The 16,750-nt window shown below is 50.2% G+C and carries 16 protein-coding genes; 13 read left to right on the top strand and 3 right to left on the bottom strand.

Annotated features, from left to right (window positions below; all coding sequences use genetic code 11):
* Positions 1 to 67: 67 nt before the first annotated feature.
* A complete protein-coding gene (locus WN16_RS17630; RefSeq protein ID WP_003034591.1) occupies positions 68 to 706 on the top strand; it encodes an RpiB/LacA/LacB family sugar-phosphate isomerase in 639 nt (212 codons plus the stop codon).
* 33 nt (positions 707 to 739) lie between these two features.
* Here WN16_RS17630 and WN16_RS17625 read toward each other — a convergent pair whose 3' ends face one another.
* Positions 740 to 2,161 carry an MFS transporter gene (locus WN16_RS17625; RefSeq protein ID WP_044701504.1) on the bottom strand — a complete coding sequence of 474 codons (1,422 nt, stop codon included), beginning with the start codon at positions 2,159 to 2,161 and terminating at the stop codon, positions 740 to 742.
* Between the two features lie 130 nt (positions 2,162 to 2,291).
* Between WN16_RS17625 and WN16_RS17620 the strand changes: the two genes are divergently transcribed.
* A complete protein-coding gene (locus WN16_RS17620; protein ID WP_003034595.1) occupies positions 2,292 to 2,543 on the top strand; it encodes a DUF2766 family protein in 252 nt (83 codons plus the stop codon).
* Positions 2,544 to 2,682: 139 nt separating this feature from the next.
* Here WN16_RS17620 and WN16_RS17615 read toward each other — a convergent pair whose 3' ends face one another.
* Positions 2,683 to 3,186: a non-heme ferritin-like protein gene (locus WN16_RS17615; protein ID WP_003839130.1), complete on the bottom strand. Its 504-nt coding sequence runs from the start codon at positions 3,184 to 3,186 to the stop codon at positions 2,683 to 2,685.
* Positions 3,187 to 3,738: 552 nt separating this feature from the next.
* Between WN16_RS17615 and WN16_RS17610 the strand changes: the two genes are divergently transcribed.
* The 6 genes from WN16_RS17610 (at position 3,739) to otsA (ending at position 10,606) form a co-directional block, all read left to right on the top strand.
* Positions 3,739 to 4,296 (top strand): DJ-1/PfpI family protein, encoded by a 558-nt coding sequence (locus WN16_RS17610; RefSeq protein ID WP_044701501.1) that lies wholly within the window; start codon positions 3,739 to 3,741, stop codon positions 4,294 to 4,296.
* Between the two features lie 315 nt (positions 4,297 to 4,611).
* Positions 4,612 to 5,601, top strand: coding sequence for an arabinose ABC transporter substrate-binding protein (locus WN16_RS17605; RefSeq protein ID WP_003833897.1), 990 nt, complete (start codon positions 4,612 to 4,614; stop codon positions 5,599 to 5,601).
* A 114-nt stretch (positions 5,602 to 5,715) separates the two neighbouring features.
* Positions 5,716 to 7,230 (top strand): arabinose ABC transporter ATP-binding protein AraG, encoded by a 1,515-nt coding sequence (araG, locus tag WN16_RS17600; protein ID WP_044701499.1) that lies wholly within the window; start codon positions 5,716 to 5,718, stop codon positions 7,228 to 7,230.
* Positions 7,231 to 7,244: 14 nt separating this feature from the next.
* On the top strand, positions 7,245 to 8,231 hold the full coding sequence (araH, locus tag WN16_RS17595) for an L-arabinose ABC transporter permease AraH (RefSeq protein ID WP_003034609.1): 987 nt from the start codon (positions 7,245 to 7,247) through the stop codon (positions 8,229 to 8,231).
* A 175-nt stretch (positions 8,232 to 8,406) separates the two neighbouring features.
* Complete coding sequence (otsB, locus tag WN16_RS17590) at positions 8,407 to 9,210, top strand: trehalose-phosphatase (RefSeq protein ID WP_016150535.1); 804 nt, start codon at positions 8,407 to 8,409, stop codon at positions 9,208 to 9,210.
* Entirely contained in the window at positions 9,185 to 10,606 is a 1,422-nt protein-coding gene (otsA, locus tag WN16_RS17585; RefSeq protein WP_044701497.1) for an alpha,alpha-trehalose-phosphate synthase, read from the top strand. The genes otsB and otsA overlap by 26 nt, the downstream gene beginning before the upstream one ends.
* Positions 10,607 to 10,623: 17 nt before the next feature.
* Here the strand turns inward: otsA and uspC are convergent, their stop codons facing one another.
* Positions 10,624 to 11,052: a universal stress protein UspC gene (gene uspC / locus WN16_RS17580; protein WP_003034619.1), complete on the bottom strand. Its 429-nt coding sequence runs from the start codon at positions 11,050 to 11,052 to the stop codon at positions 10,624 to 10,626.
* 793 nt (positions 11,053 to 11,845) lie between these two features.
* Between uspC and flhD the strand changes: the two genes are divergently transcribed.
* From flhD to cheA, 5 genes are all read left to right on the top strand, one after another.
* The gene (gene flhD, locus WN16_RS17570) at positions 11,846 to 12,187 is read left to right on the top strand and encodes a flagellar transcriptional regulator FlhD (protein ID WP_003034622.1); all 342 of its coding nucleotides are present in this window, start codon (positions 11,846 to 11,848) and stop codon (positions 12,185 to 12,187) included.
* Complete coding sequence (gene flhC, locus WN16_RS17565) at positions 12,184 to 12,768, top strand: flagellar transcriptional regulator FlhC (RefSeq protein ID WP_008785071.1); 585 nt, start codon at positions 12,184 to 12,186, stop codon at positions 12,766 to 12,768. The genes flhD and flhC overlap by 4 nt, the downstream gene beginning before the upstream one ends.
* A gap of 124 nt (positions 12,769 to 12,892) precedes the next feature.
* Entirely contained in the window at positions 12,893 to 13,780 is an 888-nt protein-coding gene (gene motA, locus WN16_RS17560; RefSeq protein ID WP_003034628.1) for a flagellar motor stator protein MotA, read from the top strand.
* Positions 13,777 to 14,706 carry a flagellar motor protein MotB gene (gene motB / locus WN16_RS17555; RefSeq protein ID WP_003034631.1) on the top strand — a complete coding sequence of 310 codons (930 nt, stop codon included), beginning with the start codon at positions 13,777 to 13,779 and terminating at the stop codon, positions 14,704 to 14,706. The genes motA and motB overlap by 4 nt, the downstream gene beginning before the upstream one ends.
* Before the next feature lie 4 nt (positions 14,707 to 14,710).
* Entirely contained in the window at positions 14,711 to 16,747 is a 2,037-nt protein-coding gene (cheA, locus tag WN16_RS17550) for a chemotaxis protein CheA (protein WP_003034635.1), read from the top strand.
* Positions 16,748 to 16,750 lie beyond the last annotated feature (3 nt).

The following is a 16,750-nucleotide window of genomic DNA, read 5'->3' as shown; positions in this document are numbered from 1 at the left end:
AAATAGTAATGTGGCTGAATGTTATGACTTTCAGCGGGCTACCGCAGTGCATTCAGGAGAGTACAGAATGAAAATTGCATTGATGATGGAAAACAGCCAGGCAAGCAAAAACGCCATCATCCATAACGAGCTTAAAGCCGTTGCGGATGAGAAAGGTTTTCCGGTCTATAACGTTGGGATGAGCGATGAAAATGATCATCATCTGACCTACATCCATTTAGGAATTATGGCCAGCATCCTGCTTAATTCCAAAGCGGTTGATTTCGTGGTCACCGGTTGCGGCACGGGCCAGGGGGCAATGATGTCACTGAATATCCATCCGGGTGTGGTGTGTGGTTATTGCCTCGATCCTGCAGATGCGTTCTTGTTCTCTCAGATCAACAACGGCAACGCACTTTCTCTGGCATTCGCCAAAGGTTTTGGCTGGGGTGCTGAGCTGAATGTGCGCTATATGTTTGAAAAAGCGTTCACCGGGCGTAACGGGGAAGGCTACCCACCGGAGCGTAAAGAGCCGCAGGTACGTAACGCCGGTATTCTGAATCAGGTGAAAGCGGCTGTGGTAAAAGAAAATTATCTGGACACGCTGCGCGCTATCGATCCTGAACTGGTGAAAACCGCTGTATCAGGCCCGCGCTTCCAGCAGTGCTTCTTTGAAAACTGCCAGGACAAAGCAATCGAAGCGTTTGTACGCGAGGTAATTGGCTAAATCCTGTTGGCCCGGCAGCGTTCACCCTCCGGGCTACCTGTTCTTGTTCGATACTGCACTTCCTGCATCACGGGTGAGCCGCAGCGTATCCACCATACCTACCAGGCAAATAATGGCAATAGCGACAAAGGCCAGCCGGAAACTGATCCCTGGAATATTGCCCAATGCCAGCCTTTCACTGACCACATCGCCAATGCGGATCCCAATAGCGGCTAAAGAAATGCCCAATCCTACCGCTAATTGTGTCGCTGTACTGAACAGCGTATTAGCGTAGCTCATTTGTGCCGCGGGGACGTCCGCGAAGGCAAGCGTGCTGACGCCGGTAAACTGAATTGAGCGGAACACACCGCCCAGATACAACACCAGCAAAATAACCCACACGGGGGTCTGCGGCGTAATTAATGCACAGGCCAGCAGCGCCAGAACGTTAAGCGCACCGTTAATCAACAGCAGTTTCTTAAAGCCCAGCCAACGTATCAACGGTGTGGTGGCCGGTTTAATCGTCAGATTGCCCACAAATACCGCCAGCACCAGCGAACCCGCGTGAAAAGCGTTCATGCCAAAACCTACCTGAAACATTAACGGCAGCAGAAACGGCACGGCGCTGATAGAGGCACGAAACAGCGATCCGCCATACATGGTGACGCGAAAAGTAGGGACGTTCATGGCATCAAGGCGAATCATTGGCCATGCGGCGCGACGAAAATGATGCAGGGCAAACAGAAATGTCACTGTTCCTAGCGCCAAAAGTCCGGCGGTCAGCCAGCCCTGAGGCTGTTGGGTTCCCAGTAACTCCATGGCATACACCAGGCTTACCATCGCAACAGAGGTTGCGATAAATCCCGTTATATCAAATAGGCGGCGCTCGTCGTCATGAATATCCGGGATAAAACGAAGCGCCAGCGCAATCGCCAGTATCCCGAGCGGTACATTGATGAAGAAGATCCAACGCCAGTTGGCATAGCTGGTAATGAATCCGCCAAGGGGAGGGCCAATGATGGGGGCGACTAACGCGGGCCAGGTCAGGGTCGCAATAGCGGTGATCAACTGATGTTTAGGCGTGGTACGCAATACCGCAAGTCGGCCAACCGGAGCCATTAGCGCGCCACCTACACCCTGTAAGATTCGCATGGCGACAAAGCTCTCAAGGCTTTCGGACAAACCGCATAAAACCGAGGCGAGAGTAAATATCGCCAGCGCCAGGGTAAACACCTTTCGGGCGCCGAAGCGATCCGCAATCCAGCCGCTGGCAGGAATCAGCACCGCGAGGGTGATCAGATAGGCGCTGATACCTATGTTCAGGTCTACAGCTTGCACGGCAAAACTCTTCGCCATGTCGGGTAGTGCGGTGGCAATCACTGTGCCGTCAATAAACTCCATAAAGAAAGCCCCGGCAACAAGTAATGCAGCCGGGGATAGACCGCGTTTGTTCTCAACCGCTAAATGTTCACTCATGTTGTGCTTGCCATCTCAAAAGAAACTGACTGGATCTATTTTTATTTTCCAGCGCATTCGTAATGCATGCGCGGCTATCGTTTCGTTCGTTGAATAGGTACTATGACGACCTTTCTATAAGGAGCTCACTATGTCCCAAACACTGAATGCCGATCAGGAACTGCTCTCGGACGTTGTTGCCTGTCAGCTGGTTATCAAGCAGATTCTGGATGTTCTTGATGTTATTGCCCCAGTAGAAGTGCGGGAGAAAATGTCCAGCCAACTGAAAAGCATCGATTTCTCCAGCCATCCTGCGGGCGCCGATCCGGTTACTATGCGCGCAATACAAAAAGCAGTTGCCTTGATCGAGTTGAAATTCACGCCGCAGAATGAATCTCACTAAAATAAACCGTTGTTTCAGGTTTTAGAAAGGTTTTTTTGCGCCTCGCAGAATGAGAGGCGTGAGCGTAGAGAAAATTAAGCACCAGCCGGATAAGGTGCGTCGCATCGTTATCCGGCATTAACATGATGAAAATTGAAGATTAGTGATGTTGATAGTTCACGACGTTCAGCAGATGCTTATCGGTTTGCGCCATGCACAGTCCCGCACGTTTAGCGCTGCGGACTTCATCAAGAATCGTCTGTAACAGCACGCCATCCTGCTGCTGCTCTTTTTCCAGATCGTGAAGAAAATCAATGGTTGTTGCATCATTCAAGGCTTCTGCTTCATTGGTCAAGCGTGATAGCTTGCTGTAACGCTGTTGGTATTCATCCAGCGTTTTCTGAAACAGTTCTTCAAGAGAAGTTAGTTCATCACCCGGAACATCAATTGCCTTGACGATGGGGTTAGCCCCGGCACTTTTCATAAAATTGAACATACGCATCATTTGAGTCACGTTACATTGTGCCTGAGTGCGTAGAAAGGTTGCGGTGCCAGTCAGGCTGTGTTCGTAACACCATTCACTGAGATGCAGGTAAAGATTCGATGCGTAGAACTCGAGGTTCATTTGTGTGTTGAGTTTATGAACAATTCCAACTGCAGCCATATCAATATCCTTATTTCCAGAAAGGGGGATGTACGTTACTTACGTCAGTGCAACGGGCTGCCGCTACACATCACCTCTACGTACAATTAAAACTGTTAGCAGAATAAATCCGTTCCGCCGGTCCTTTAGTGATCACGAATTATATTCGCTCCCGATCGAGATTCAGCATAACTCCTGTTCCGACTTAAGAAAATCCTTAAATCTGCGTATTTATGATTTTTTACATATTGTCATAGCAATATTAGTTATTTTTCTGCTTGTGTATATAAGTGGTGTGAATATAACAGATTGATATTTATGGTATTAAAGTCAAGCGTTAATATTGAAATGATGTTTCATATCACGAAATGGAATTTCACAATCAGGTATTGTCTGTCACCGGATGATTATCCGGCATTGGGATGAAGAAATTTCATCATCGCGACGTGTCGGTGAACGAAATCTGCGGCTAATTATTTGCGCCAGATCAGTTTTGTGGAAATTAATAAAGTTAAGCGCCTGAATGATTCGGCATTTATTGTTTGGTGTATTTGGAAAAATCGAGGAGTGTGTATGAAAAAGGTTGCCGTGCTACTGGCACCTGGTTTTGAAGAGGCGGAAGCCATTGTTACCATTGATATTCTGCGCCGCCTGCAGATCGAAGTTGAAACACTGGCCTGCGCCGAGTCCCGTGCGGTGGTGAGCTATCATGACGTGCCGATGGTGACGGACAGCACGCTGGCTGCGCGTCAGACGGATCTTTACGATGCCGTTGTGTTACCGGGCGGGCCGCAGGGCAGCGTTAATCTTGCCGCCAGTAAGGCTGTCATCCAGTTTATCGCTCGCCATGACGAGGCAGGAAAACGCATTTGCCCGGTGTGTTCCGCGGCTGCGCGCGTGCTGGGTGGCAACGGCCTGCTGAAGGGGCGTCGCTACGTGTGTTCGGGGGATCTGTGGCAAAACGTAACGGATGGGGAATATATCGATGCGCCGATTGTGGAAGATGGCAACCTGATTAGCGGTAAAGGGTTAGGGCATATTTTCGATTTTGCATTGACGCTTGCGGCGCGTCTATTGGGAGATGATATTCCGGTTCGCGATCACGCTGATCACATTTATTACCGATGGTAATCATTTTCCCGAATACTTCGGTATTCGGGAACAAGGATTCGTTGGCTGATGTTATGGACTAATCTGCTATTCCTCTTTTTTCCCGTCGACAAAACCGCGTTTTTTTATGTCATTTCCCGCTGAATTTATGTACGCAATTACTGTAATTCTGTGGTGTGATGCCGCTCTCTTATGGAGAATCAATTTCCCGCTACAAATACTCTCAGCACTGGCATTGATCTTATCAATAAAAGGTAATGCCTTGTTTTACGTCCGAATTACAAAAAATCGTCTGATTTTACCCTACATAAAAGAACGTTAAAGCTGGAGTTAACCATGCACAAATTCACTAAAGCGCTGGCTGCCATCGGTCTGGCGGCCATTATGTCACAATCCGCTATCGCTGAATCCATGAAGCTCGGTTTCCTGGTCAAACAGCCGGAAGAACCGTGGTTCCAGACTGAATGGAAATTTGCCGATAAAGCCGGTAAAGACCTTGGTTTTGAGGTGATTAAAATTGCCGTCCCGGATGGTGAGAAAACCCTTAACGCCATCGACAGCCTGGCTGCAAGTGGAGCAAAAGGGTTTGTTATTTGTACGCCAGACCCAAAACTGGGGCCAGCTATTATGGCTAAGGCGCGTGGCTACGATATGAAAGTCATTGCCGTCGATGACCAGTTTGCCAATGCCAAAGGTAAGCCGATGGATACCGTTCCGCTGGTGATGATGGCGGCAACCAAAATTGGTGAGCGCCAGGGCCAGGAGCTGTACAAGGAGATGCAAAAACGCGGTTGGGATGTGAAATCCACCGCCGTAATGGCCATTACCGCCAACGAACTGGATACCGCACGTCGTCGTACTTCTGGTTCAATGGAAGCGCTTAAAGCCGCAGGCTTCCCGGAAAAACAGATCTACCAGGTCCCAACAAAATCGAATGACATCCCCGGCGCATTCGACGCCGCTAACTCCATGCTGGTTCAGCATCCTGAAGTCAAAAACTGGCTGATTGTCGGCATGAACGACAACACTGTGCTGGGCGGCGTACGTGCGACCGAAGGGCAGGGCTTCAAAGCACCAAACGTAATTGGTATTGGTATCAACGGCGTTGACGCAGTAAGCGAACTGTCTAAAGGCGAAGCGACCGGGTTCTACGGTTCACTGCTGCCAAGCCCGGACGTTCACGGCTACAAGTCCAGTGAAATGCTCTACAACTGGGTAACGAAAGGTGCAGAGCCACCGGCATTCACTGAAGTGACGGATGTGGTGCTGATTACCCGCGATAACTTCAAAGAAGAGCTGGCGAAGAAAGGCTTAGGCGGTAAGTAACACAAATGCCGGATGTGACGTCAACGCGTCTTATCCGGCCTACGAATTGTGTCCTCAGAAGGCCGGATGAGGCAAAGCCCCCTCCGGCATAAAGATCTGACTCACGGAGACGTTATGCAACAGTCTACCCCGTATCTCTCATTTCGCGGCATTGGCAAAACGTTCCCCGGCGTTAAGGCGCTGACGGATATCAGTTTCGACTGCTATGCCGGACAGGTGCATGCGCTGATGGGCGAAAATGGCGCCGGGAAATCAACACTCTTAAAAATTCTCAGCGGTAACTATGCGCCAACGACGGGATCATTGACGATCCGCGGACAGGAAGTTTCCTTCGCAGATACCACTGCCGCGCTCAACGCCGGCATCGCCATTATTTATCAGGAACTGCATCTCGTCCCGGAAATGACCGTTGCCGAGAATATTTATTTAGGGCAGTTACCGCACAAAGGCGGGATTGTGAACCGCTCGCTGCTGAACTATGAAGCAGGAATCCAGCTGAAGCATCTGGGAATGGATATCGATCCCGATACTCCATTGAAATACCTCTCCATTGGTCAGTGGCAGATGGTAGAGATTGCTAAAGCGCTGGCGCGAAATGCCAAAATTATCGCCTTTGATGAACCAACCAGCTCCCTGTCGGCTCGCGAGATTGAGAATCTGTTTCGTGTCATCCGTGAGCTGCGCAACGAAGGACGCATCATTCTGTACGTTTCGCACCGTATGGAGGAGATTTTTGCCCTCAGCGATGCCATCACTGTGTTTAAAGATGGTCATTACGTCAAAACGTTCACGGATATGCAGCAGGTCGATCACGACGCGCTGGTGCAGGCGATGGTCGGACGCGACCTCGGGGATATCTATGGCTGGAAATCCAGACCGTATGGCACAGAGCGTCTGCGGTTGCATGAGGTAAAAGCCCCGGGCGTGCGTACGCCAATCAGTTTATCCGTGCGAAGCGGTGAAATTGTCGGGCTGTTTGGCCTGGTGGGGGCCGGACGTAGCGAATTAATGAAAGGACTGTTCGGTGGTACGCGTATCACGGCGGGCCAGGTATTTATTGATGAACAGCCTATCGATATCCGTAAACCAAGCCATGCCATTGAAGCAGGGATGATGCTGTGCCCGGAGGATCGCAAAGCCGAAGGGATCATTCCGGTCCATTCAGTGCGCAACAACATCAACATTAGTGCACGGCGTAAGCATGTTCTGGGGGGATGCGTGATCAACAACGGCTGGGAAGAGACCAATGCCGATCACCATATTCGTTCACTCAACATCAAAACACCGGGTGCAGAGCAACTGATCATGAATCTCTCCGGCGGTAATCAACAGAAGGCTATCCTCGGTCGTTGGTTATCGGAAGAGATGAAGGTGATTTTGTTGGATGAGCCTACACGCGGCATTGATGTAGGCGCCAAGCATGAAATTTACAACGTGATTTATGCCCTCGCAGCGCGCGGTGTGGCCGTATTGTTTGCTTCCAGTGACCTGCCAGAAGTGCTCGGTGTCGCCGACCGTATTGTGGTGATGAGAGAAGGCGAAATTGCCGGTGAGTTACTTCATGAACAGGCGGATGAGCGCCAGGCGTTGAGCCTTGCTATGCCTAAAGTCAGCCAGGCTGTAGCCTGAATAAGGAGAGTATGATGTCTTCCGTTTCTACATCGGGTTCTGGCGCAGCGAAGTCGGCGCTAAATCTGGGCCGCATTTGGGATCAATACGGTATGCTGGTGGTGTTCGCCGTGCTGTTCCTCGTTTGTTCCCTGTTTGTGCCAAACTTTGCCACCTTCATCAATATGAAGGGACTGGGGCTGGCAGTATCGATGTCGGGCATGGTCGCGTGTGGGATGCTGTTTTGTCTGGCGTCCGGTGATTTCGACCTGTCTGTCGCATCTGTGATTGCTTGTGCTGGTGTTACCACTGCCGTAGTCATTAACATGACTGAAAGTTTGTGGATTGGCGTGGCTGCCGGACTGCTGCTCGGTATTCTGTGTGGCCTGGTGAATGGGTTCGTGATTGCGCGGTTAAAAATTAACGCCCTGATCACTACTCTTGCGACGATGCAGATTGTACGTGGTCTGGCTTATATTATCTCCGACGGTAAGGCAGTCGGGATTGAAGACGAGCGTTTCTTTACACTCGGTTATGCTAACTGGTTTGGTCTGCCTGCGCCTATCTGGATCACTGTCGTTTGTTTCATTGTCTTTGGTTTACTGCTGAACAAAACCACGTTTGGTCGTAATACGCTGGCCATTGGGGGCAATGAAGAGGCGGCGCGCCTGGCAGGGGTTCCGGTTGTTCGTACCAAGATTATTATCTTTATTCTTTCCGGTCTGGTATCCGCCATTGCCGGGATTATCCTCGCATCGCGTATGACCAGCGGCCAACCAATGACCTCAATCGGTTATGAGTTGATCGTGATTTCAGCCTGCGTGTTAGGGGGCGTTTCGCTTAAAGGTGGCATCGGAAAAATCTCATATGTGGTGGCCGGGGTGTTGATCCTGGGTACGGTTGAGAATGCGATGAATCTGCTGAATATCTCTCCGTTCGCGCAGTATGTGGTACGTGGCCTCATCCTGCTGGCGGCGGTGATCTTCGACCGTTACAAGCAAAAAGCGAAGCGTACCGTTTGATGATTTAAACCCTAACTTTTTAGTCTAGCTTCTGCCCATCGCCAGCCGCTACCCGGCTGGCGATTGTTTTTCCAAATGGCGAGCATGGTCACACTGTCTATACTTATATCCGTCATACATCATCTATACGCCGCGATCCGCGTGGCGTTCTGACCATGATGAGGAGGATAACCGGGTGACAGCATCACTGATCTTACCCCCTGAACAATCTGTAAACTGTGCTTACTTTTTTGATCTCGATGGGACACTTGCTGAGATTAAACCCTTTCCCGACCAGGTCGTTGTCCCTAAGGCAATCCTGCAATGTTTACAACAGTTAGCGACGCATAATGCGGATGCGCTGGCATTGATTTCAGGGCGCTCAATGGTTGAGCTTGACGCACTCACTACTCCGTTTCGTTTTCCGCTTGCCGGAGTGCATGGGGCAGAACGCCGTGACATCAATGGTCAAACGCACATAGTACACCTGCCTGAAGGTATCGAGCGTGAAGCTGGGGCTTTATTACACGCAGCGTTAGTGACGTTACCGGGGACAACGCTGGAAACCAAAGGCATGGCTTTCGCGTTGCACTATCGCCAGGCACCCGAACACGAAGCTGCGCTGATTACCCTGGCTGAACGCATCACGCGCAGATGGCCGCAGCTTGCTCTGCAGCACGGAAAATGTGTCGTGGAAATAAAGCCTAAGGGCAGCAATAAAGGCGACGCGATAGCTGCATTTATGCAGGAAGCGCCTTTTGCTGGCCGGATCCCTGTGTTTTTCGGTGATGATCTGACAGATGAAACAGGATTTGCTGTGGTTAACCGCGCTGGCGGTATTTCCGTGAAGGTGGGGATCGGGCCGACGCAGGCGACATGGCGTCTGGATGGCGTCAGGGATGTCTGGCGCTGGCTGGAGCAAATTAACTCTTCGCAGCAAGAATCGAAAGCAACGAATAACAGAAGAGGTGGCTATGAGTCGTTTAGTCGTAGTATCTAATCGTATCGCCTCACCAGATGACAAAGGGAGCGCGGGTGGGCTCGCGGTCGGTGTACTGGGTGCGTTAAAAGCTGCTGGTGGTTTGTGGTTTGGCTGGAGTGGTGATACAGGTAATGAGGATAAACCGTTAAAAAAAGTCACGCGTGGCAATATCACCTGGGCCTCGTTTAATTTGAGTGAGCAAGATTACGAAGAGTATTACTGCCAGTTTTCAAATGCGGTTTTATGGCCCGCATTTCACTATCGACTGGATTTAGTTCAGTTTCAGCGCTCTGCCTGGGAAGGCTACCAACGGGTTAATGCCTTACTGGTAGATAAACTTCTGCCGCTGCTTGGCGATGACGACATCATCTGGATTCATGATTACCATCTATTGCCGTTTGCCTGCGAGTTACGTAAGCGCGGTGTGAATAACCGCATCGGTTTTTTCCTGCATATTCCTTTTCCGACGCCGGAAATTTTTAATGCGCTCCCTCCACATCTGGCGCTACTTGAGCAAATGTGTGATTTTGATTTGCTTGGTTTCCAGACTGAAAACGATCGCCAGGCTTTTCTGGACTGTCTCGCAGCCCAGACTCGGGTGTCCACGCATAAAGATAAGCAGCATCTGGCATGGGGAAAAGTGTTTCGCACTCAGGTCTATCCCATCGGTATCGAACCTGATGAGATTGCACGACAGGCGTCCGGACCGCTGCCGCCAAAACTGGCGCAGCTAAAAGCGGAGCTTAAAAATGTGCAGAATATTTTCTCCGTGGAGCGTCTGGATTACTCCAAAGGCTTGCCGGAGCGCTTTCAGGCCTACGAGGCCTTACTGGAACATTATCCGCAGCACCACGGTAAAATTCGCTATACGCAGATAGCGCCGACCTCGCGTGAAGAGGTGCAGGCCTATCAGGATATTCGCCACCAACTGGAAACAGAAGCAGGGCGAATCAACGGCAAATATGGGCAACTGGGCTGGACGCCGCTTTACTATCTGAACCAGTATTTTGATCGTAAATTGCTGATGAAGATCTTCCGCTACTCTGACGTAGGATTGGTGACCCCGTTGCGCGATGGTATGAACCTGGTGGCGAAAGAGTTTGTGGCCGCACAGGATCCTGCTAACCCTGGCGTGCTGGTTTTATCGCAATTTGCCGGGGCGGCGAATGAGCTAACCTCTGCGCTTATTGTTAATCCTTATGACCGGGATGAAGTGGCAAGCGCATTAAACCAGGCGCTGACGATGACACTTACCGAACGCATTTCGCGCCACGCTGAAATGCTTGAGACTATCGTTAAAAACGATATCGACAACTGGCAGGCGACGTTCATTAGTGATCTTAAAGCAGTCACGCCGCGTCGGAGTCAATGCCAACTGCCAGACAATATTTCATCCTGTTCTAAACTCGCATGAAGTCCTGGCGCTGTGTATTAATCTCCGGCTAGCGGAACCAGAAGAACGTCCACCTGGCTGGTATGAATCACGCTTTTCGCGGAACAGGAAGCGCGTGAAAAAAAACTGTGGTTATGGTTGCCGTAAATGACCAGATCAATGGCGTATTTGCGGCATACATCCAGGATATGTTCATTCAGAGCCCCATAGGTAATAAAGGTATGCTCAATGGGGTATTCTGCTTCTTTGCTAAGTTTGTCGATAAAATCCTGAGTTTCTTCCTGCATGACTTCACGCAGGTCTTCCAGCATGGGGGCAGCAAACTGGTTATAAAGTTCGGGGTCTGAGACCAGTGTAATCAGGCTAATTCGGGCGTTGACAGGGCGAGCGATAGAAACCGCCTTGTCTAACAACTGCTGACTTTCAGGGGTGGCGGCAACAGCAACAAGAATGTGCGAATAGCTCATAACTCGCTCCTTTTTTTCAAGAATTATGAGAGGGCTTTTCAGCTTTACTCAGCTTACTCCATACTGCAACGTTTCCTTCCTTCATAGTGTGAATGTCATCATGATTATTCATTAATTATTCTTATAAATAGAATAATCGATTCATATTGGTTGCAGATATGTTCAGGTAACTTAAGTAAAACCCACGGCTAATGAAAACAATGTGTTAATAAAAAATAAACATACATTAACATTTGCAAGGTCGTCACATCGCGGTATTAATTAATCGCTCTAAATATTTAAGTCATTGTTTATAAAGAATTTAATTAAAAAAGTTTTTTGAGTTAAATATGTGATCCAGCTCGCTATTTCACGGCGTGATATTAACGGTCGTGAACATAATACTATTCGCTTTTATTGCAAGAATATTCGTACATCAGGAATCGAAATGGATAATGGAAGGTTAAGAAATAAGCAAAGTAAAAGCCACGCTGATGGATTTATGTTAAGTGTTTGGCTGGTTTATGTGATCTTGATCACATATTCTTTAAATTCGCAGCATAGCTCCGTTGTATGTGTAACTGACGGCGGGTAGAGTTGCGTCGAATTAGGAAAAATCTTAGACATTTGTAAGAATTGATGTGAGCTTGTAAGGGACGCTGCCTTCTTAAAAGGGATTGTTTAGACGACGCGTAAGTGTCGTTACGCTGCTATGTATTTGACCTTTTGCTTTTTTTTACCGGGCCTTCCCGGCGACATCACGGGGTGCGGTTTTACCGCATGAAAACAATGTTGGTTATTATGGATGCAAATAATGCATACATCCGAGTTGCTGAAACACATTTATGACATCAATTTGTCATATTTATTGCTTGCACAGCGTTTGATCGTTCAGGACAAAGCATCTGCGATGTTTCGCCTTGGTATCAGCGAGGAAATGGCGGACACGTTGGCAACATTAACACTTCCTCAAATGGTCAAACTGGCCGAAACAAACCAACTGGTATGTCATTTCCGTTTCGACGATCACCAGACTGTTACTCGCCTGACGCAAGACTCCCGCGTTGACGATCTTCAGCAAATTCATACTGGTATCATGCTTTCAACACGCCTGTTAAGCGACATCGATGATGCAGCACGTAAGAAAAGGGCTTGATGATGAGCGAAAAAAGCATTGTTCAGGAAGCGCGTGATATCCAGTTGGCAATGGAATTAATCACATTGGGCGCCCGTTTGCAAATGCTGGAAAGCGAAACGCAATTAAGCCGTGGTCGATTAATCAAGCTGTACAAAGAATTACGCGGTAGTCCTCCGCCAAAAGGGATGCTCCCGTTTTCCACCGACTGGTTTATGACGTGGGAACAAAATATTCATGCGTCGATGTTTTGCAATGCATGGCAATTCCTGCTCAAAACGGGTCTCTGTAGCGGCGTGGATGCCGTGATTAAGGCGTATCGGTTATATCTTGAACAGTGTCCGCAGCCTGAAGAAGGGCCATTGCTGGCGTTAACTCGCGCGTGGACGCTGGTGCGATTTGTCGACAGCGGATTGCTGGAGTTGTCCCAATGCAATTGCTGCGGTGGGAATTTTATCACCCATGCACACCAACCCGCAGGCAGCTTTGCCTGTAGTTTATGCCAGCCGCCATCAAGGGCCGTAAAAAGACGTAAACTTTCCCAGAATGCTGCCGATATTATTCCACAACTGCTGGATGAACAGATCGAACAGGCTGTTTAACTGATACGGTGTGGATGAACACTCCAGCAGCGGTAAGCGATTACCGCTGCTTTTTTTTGTCCTGACCTTACGTTAATTGCCCGACTGCGCATCCTGTCATAGTCAATTGCGAAAGGATGATGTCGTGCTTATCTTATTAGGTTACCTGGTTGTTATTGGTACAGTTTTCGGCGGTTACATGATGACCGGCGGACACCTTGGGGCACTCTATCAACCGGCTGAGCTGGTGATTATCGGTGGCGCGGGTATTGGGGCATTCATCGTCGGTAATAACGGGAAAGCCATCAAAGGGACGATGAAAGCGATCCCGCTGCTTTTCCGTCGTTCGAAATACACCAAAGCGATGTATATGGATCTGCTGGCGCTCCTGTATCGCCTGATGGCCAAGTCACGTCAACAGGGCATGTTCTCGCTTGAGCGCGACATCGAAAACCCCAAAGAAAGTGAAATCTTCGCCAGCTATCCGCGCATTCTTGCCGATGCCGTAATGCTTGATTTTATTGTCGATTATCTGCGCCTGATTATCAGCGGCAATATGAATACGTTCGAAATTGAAGCGCTGATGGACGAAGAAATTGAGACTCATGAGAGTGAGGCCGAAGTTCCGGCGAATAGTCTGGCGATGGTCGGCGACTCACTGCCGGCATTCGGGATCGTCGCGGCCGTTATGGGTGTTGTGCATGCACTGGCTTCTGCCGATCGCCCGGCAGCAGAGCTGGGGGCGTTGATTGCGCATGCGATGGTGGGAACATTCCTCGGTATTTTGCTGGCCTATGGATTTATTTCTCCGCTTGCCAGCGTTCTGCGCCAGAAAAGCGCTGAAACAACCAAAATGATGCAGTGCGTGAAGATAACGCTGCTCTCCAATCTGAATGGCTACGCGCCGCCGATTGCCGTTGAATTCGGTCGTAAGACTCTGTACTCCAGCGAACGTCCTTCGTTTATCGAACTGGAAGAACATGTTCGTGCGGTGAGAAATCCAACTGCGCAACAGACGACCGAGGACGCATGAAAAATCAGGCCCATCCCATTATCGTTGTAAAGCGACGCAAACATAAGAATCACGGTGGTGGGGCGCATGGCTCGTGGAAAATCGCCTACGCCGATTTTATGACCGCGATGATGGCCTTCTTTCTGGTGATGTGGCTCATTTCTATATCCAGCCCTAAAGAATTGATCCAGATTGCCGAATATTTCCGTACACCGCTGGCCACCGCGGTGACCGGGGGAAATCGTATTTCGAATAGCCAAAGCCCGATTCCAGGCGGCGGGGATGATTACACCCAGCAGCAGGGTGAGGTGAACAAGCAGCCGAATATTGATGACCTGAGAAAACGTATGGAACAGAGCCGCTTGAGCAAACTTCGTGGCGATCTCGATCAACTGATTGAATCCGATCCCAAACTGCGAGCGCTGCGTCCGCATTTAAAGATTGATTTAGTTCAGGAAGGGCTGCGGATACAGATTATCGACAGTCAGAATCGCCCAATGTTTAAGACCGGTAGTGCTGAAGTTGAGCCGTACATGCGCGATATCCTGCGCGCGATTGCACCAGTGCTCAACGGGATCCCTAACCGGATCAGCCTTTCCGGTCACACGGATGATTACCCTTACGCGAATGGTGAGAAAGGGTACAGCAACTGGGAATTGTCTGCCGATCGCGCAAATGCATCGCGTCGCGAGCTGGTTAGCGGCGGTCTGGATGATGGAAAAGTATTACGTGTGGTAGGTATGGCCGCCACGATGCGTCTGAGCGATCGCGGTCCTGAAGACGCTATCAACCGCCGTATTAGCCTGCTGGTTCTCAATAAGCAGGCAGAAGAGGCCATTTTGCATGAAAACGCTGAAAGCCAGAATGAGCCGGTAAGTGTCTTACAACGGCCAGCGGAACTCCCGCCGGTAAGCGTTCCCACATCGCCACCAGCCAATCCGAGGTGATAGCGTGAGCATGGATATTAGCGATTTTTATCAGACATTTTTTGATGAAGCTGACGAACTGTTGGCTGATATGGAGCAACACCTTCTTGATTTGGTTCCTGAAGCCCCGGACTCCGAACAGCTGAATGCCATTTTTCGTGCAGCGCACTCGATTAAAGGCGGGGCGGGCACCTTCGGCTTTACCATTTTGCAGGAAACGACCCATCTGATGGAAAACCTGCTGGATGAAGCGCGGCGTGGCGAGATGCAGCTCAATGCCGACATTATCAACCTGTTTTTGGAAACGAAAGATATTATGCAGGAACAGCTCGACGCCTATAAAAGCTCAGTGGAGCCTGATGCCGACAGTTTTGAGTACATTTGCCAGGCGTTACGGCAGTTAGCGCTCGAAGCGAAAGGTGAAACCGCACCGTCAGTTGTCAACTCAGCAAAACTGAGCGTTGTTGATAGCACCGCGATGCAGGAAGAGGCGGTTGCAAAGCCTGAACTCGCCAGTGAAGAGAGCAAAAAACGCATTACTCTCTCGCGTCTGAAAGCCAGCGAAGTGGATTTGCTGGAAGAGGAACTGGGGAACCTGGCGACCTTAACCGATGTGGTAAAAGGAAGCGACACGCTGTCAGCTACGCTTGATGGCAACCTCGCAGAAGATGACATCATTGCAGTACTCTGCTTTGTCATTGAAGCTGACCAAATTGAATTCGAAACCGTCAGCGCAGCGCCCGCGACTGTTGAAACTGAAGAGGTAGCCGTTGTCGCGAAGCCGCAGCCGGTTGCCGTTGCGCCAGCGGTGAAAGCCGCCGCCAGTGAAGCGCCACATGGGCGCGCGGAGCGTGAAAAACCAGCCCGCGCCAGCGAGTCGACCAGCATCCGCGTAGCGGTTGAGAAGGTCGATCAGCTCATTAACCTGGTCGGTGAGTTGGTGATCACCCAGTCGATGCTGGCTCAGCGCTCTAACGAACTGGATCCCGTCAATCATGGCGATCTCATCACCAGCATGGGTCAGTTACAACGTAACGCCCGCGATTTGCAAGAGTCAGTGATGTCGATTCGTATGATGCCAATGGAGTATGTGTTCAGTCGTTTCCCTCGTTTGGTACGCGATCTGGCCGGTAAGCTGGGTAAACAGGTCGAGCTGACGCAGGTAGGTAGCTCAACCGAACTCGATAAGAGCCTGATTGAACGCATCATCGATCCGTTGACGCACCTGGTGCGTAACAGCCTCGACCATGGTATCGAACTGCCGGAAAAACGCCTTGAATCCGGCAAAAGCCCAATCGGCAATCTGACGCTTTCCGCCGAGCACCAGGGTGGGAATATTTGTATTGAAGTGACCGATGATGGCGCTGGCCTGAACCGCGAACGTATCCTGGCCAAAGCTATCTCCCAGGGCATGCCGATCCACGAAAACATGAGCGATGACGAAGTGGGTATGTTGATCTTCGCTCCAGGCTTTTCGACCGCCGAACAGGTGACGGATGTCTCCGGACGCGGCGTGGGTATGGATGTGGTGAAGCGAAATATCCAGGAGATGGGCGGCCATGTTGAGATCCAGTCCAAACAGGGACAGGGGACCACTATTCGCATTCTGCTGCCGCTGACGCTGGCGATCCTCGACGGGATGTCCGTGCGCGTGGCGGATGAGGTCTTCATTCTGCCACTAAATGCCGTTATGGAATCACTGCAACCGCGTGAAGAAGATCTCCATCCGTTGGCCGGAGGCGAACGCGTTTTGGAAGTGCGTGGCGAATATTTACCGCTGGTTGAGTTGTGGAAAGTCTTTGAGGTTGAAGGCGCTAAAACTGAAGCGACTCAGGGCATTGTGGTTATTTTACAAAGTGCAGGGCGTCGCTATGCGCTGCTGGTCGATCAGTTAATTGGTCAACACCAGGTAGTGGTCAAAAACCTGGAAAGCAACTACCGCAAAGTGCCAGGTATTTCTGCAGCAACGATCCTCGGCGACGGCAGCGTCGCGCTGATTGTCGATGTCTCTGCATTGCAGGGATTAAACCGCGAACAACGTGTGGCGATCACAGCCGCCTGATTG

The sequence above is a fragment of the Citrobacter sp. ABFQG genome (genome assembly GCF_004322975.1).
Classification (GTDB): Bacteria; Pseudomonadota; Gammaproteobacteria; order Enterobacterales; family Enterobacteriaceae; genus Citrobacter; species Citrobacter freundii.
Note: the sequence above shows the minus strand (reverse complement) of the source record. Positions and strands in the feature narration are given on the sequence as shown.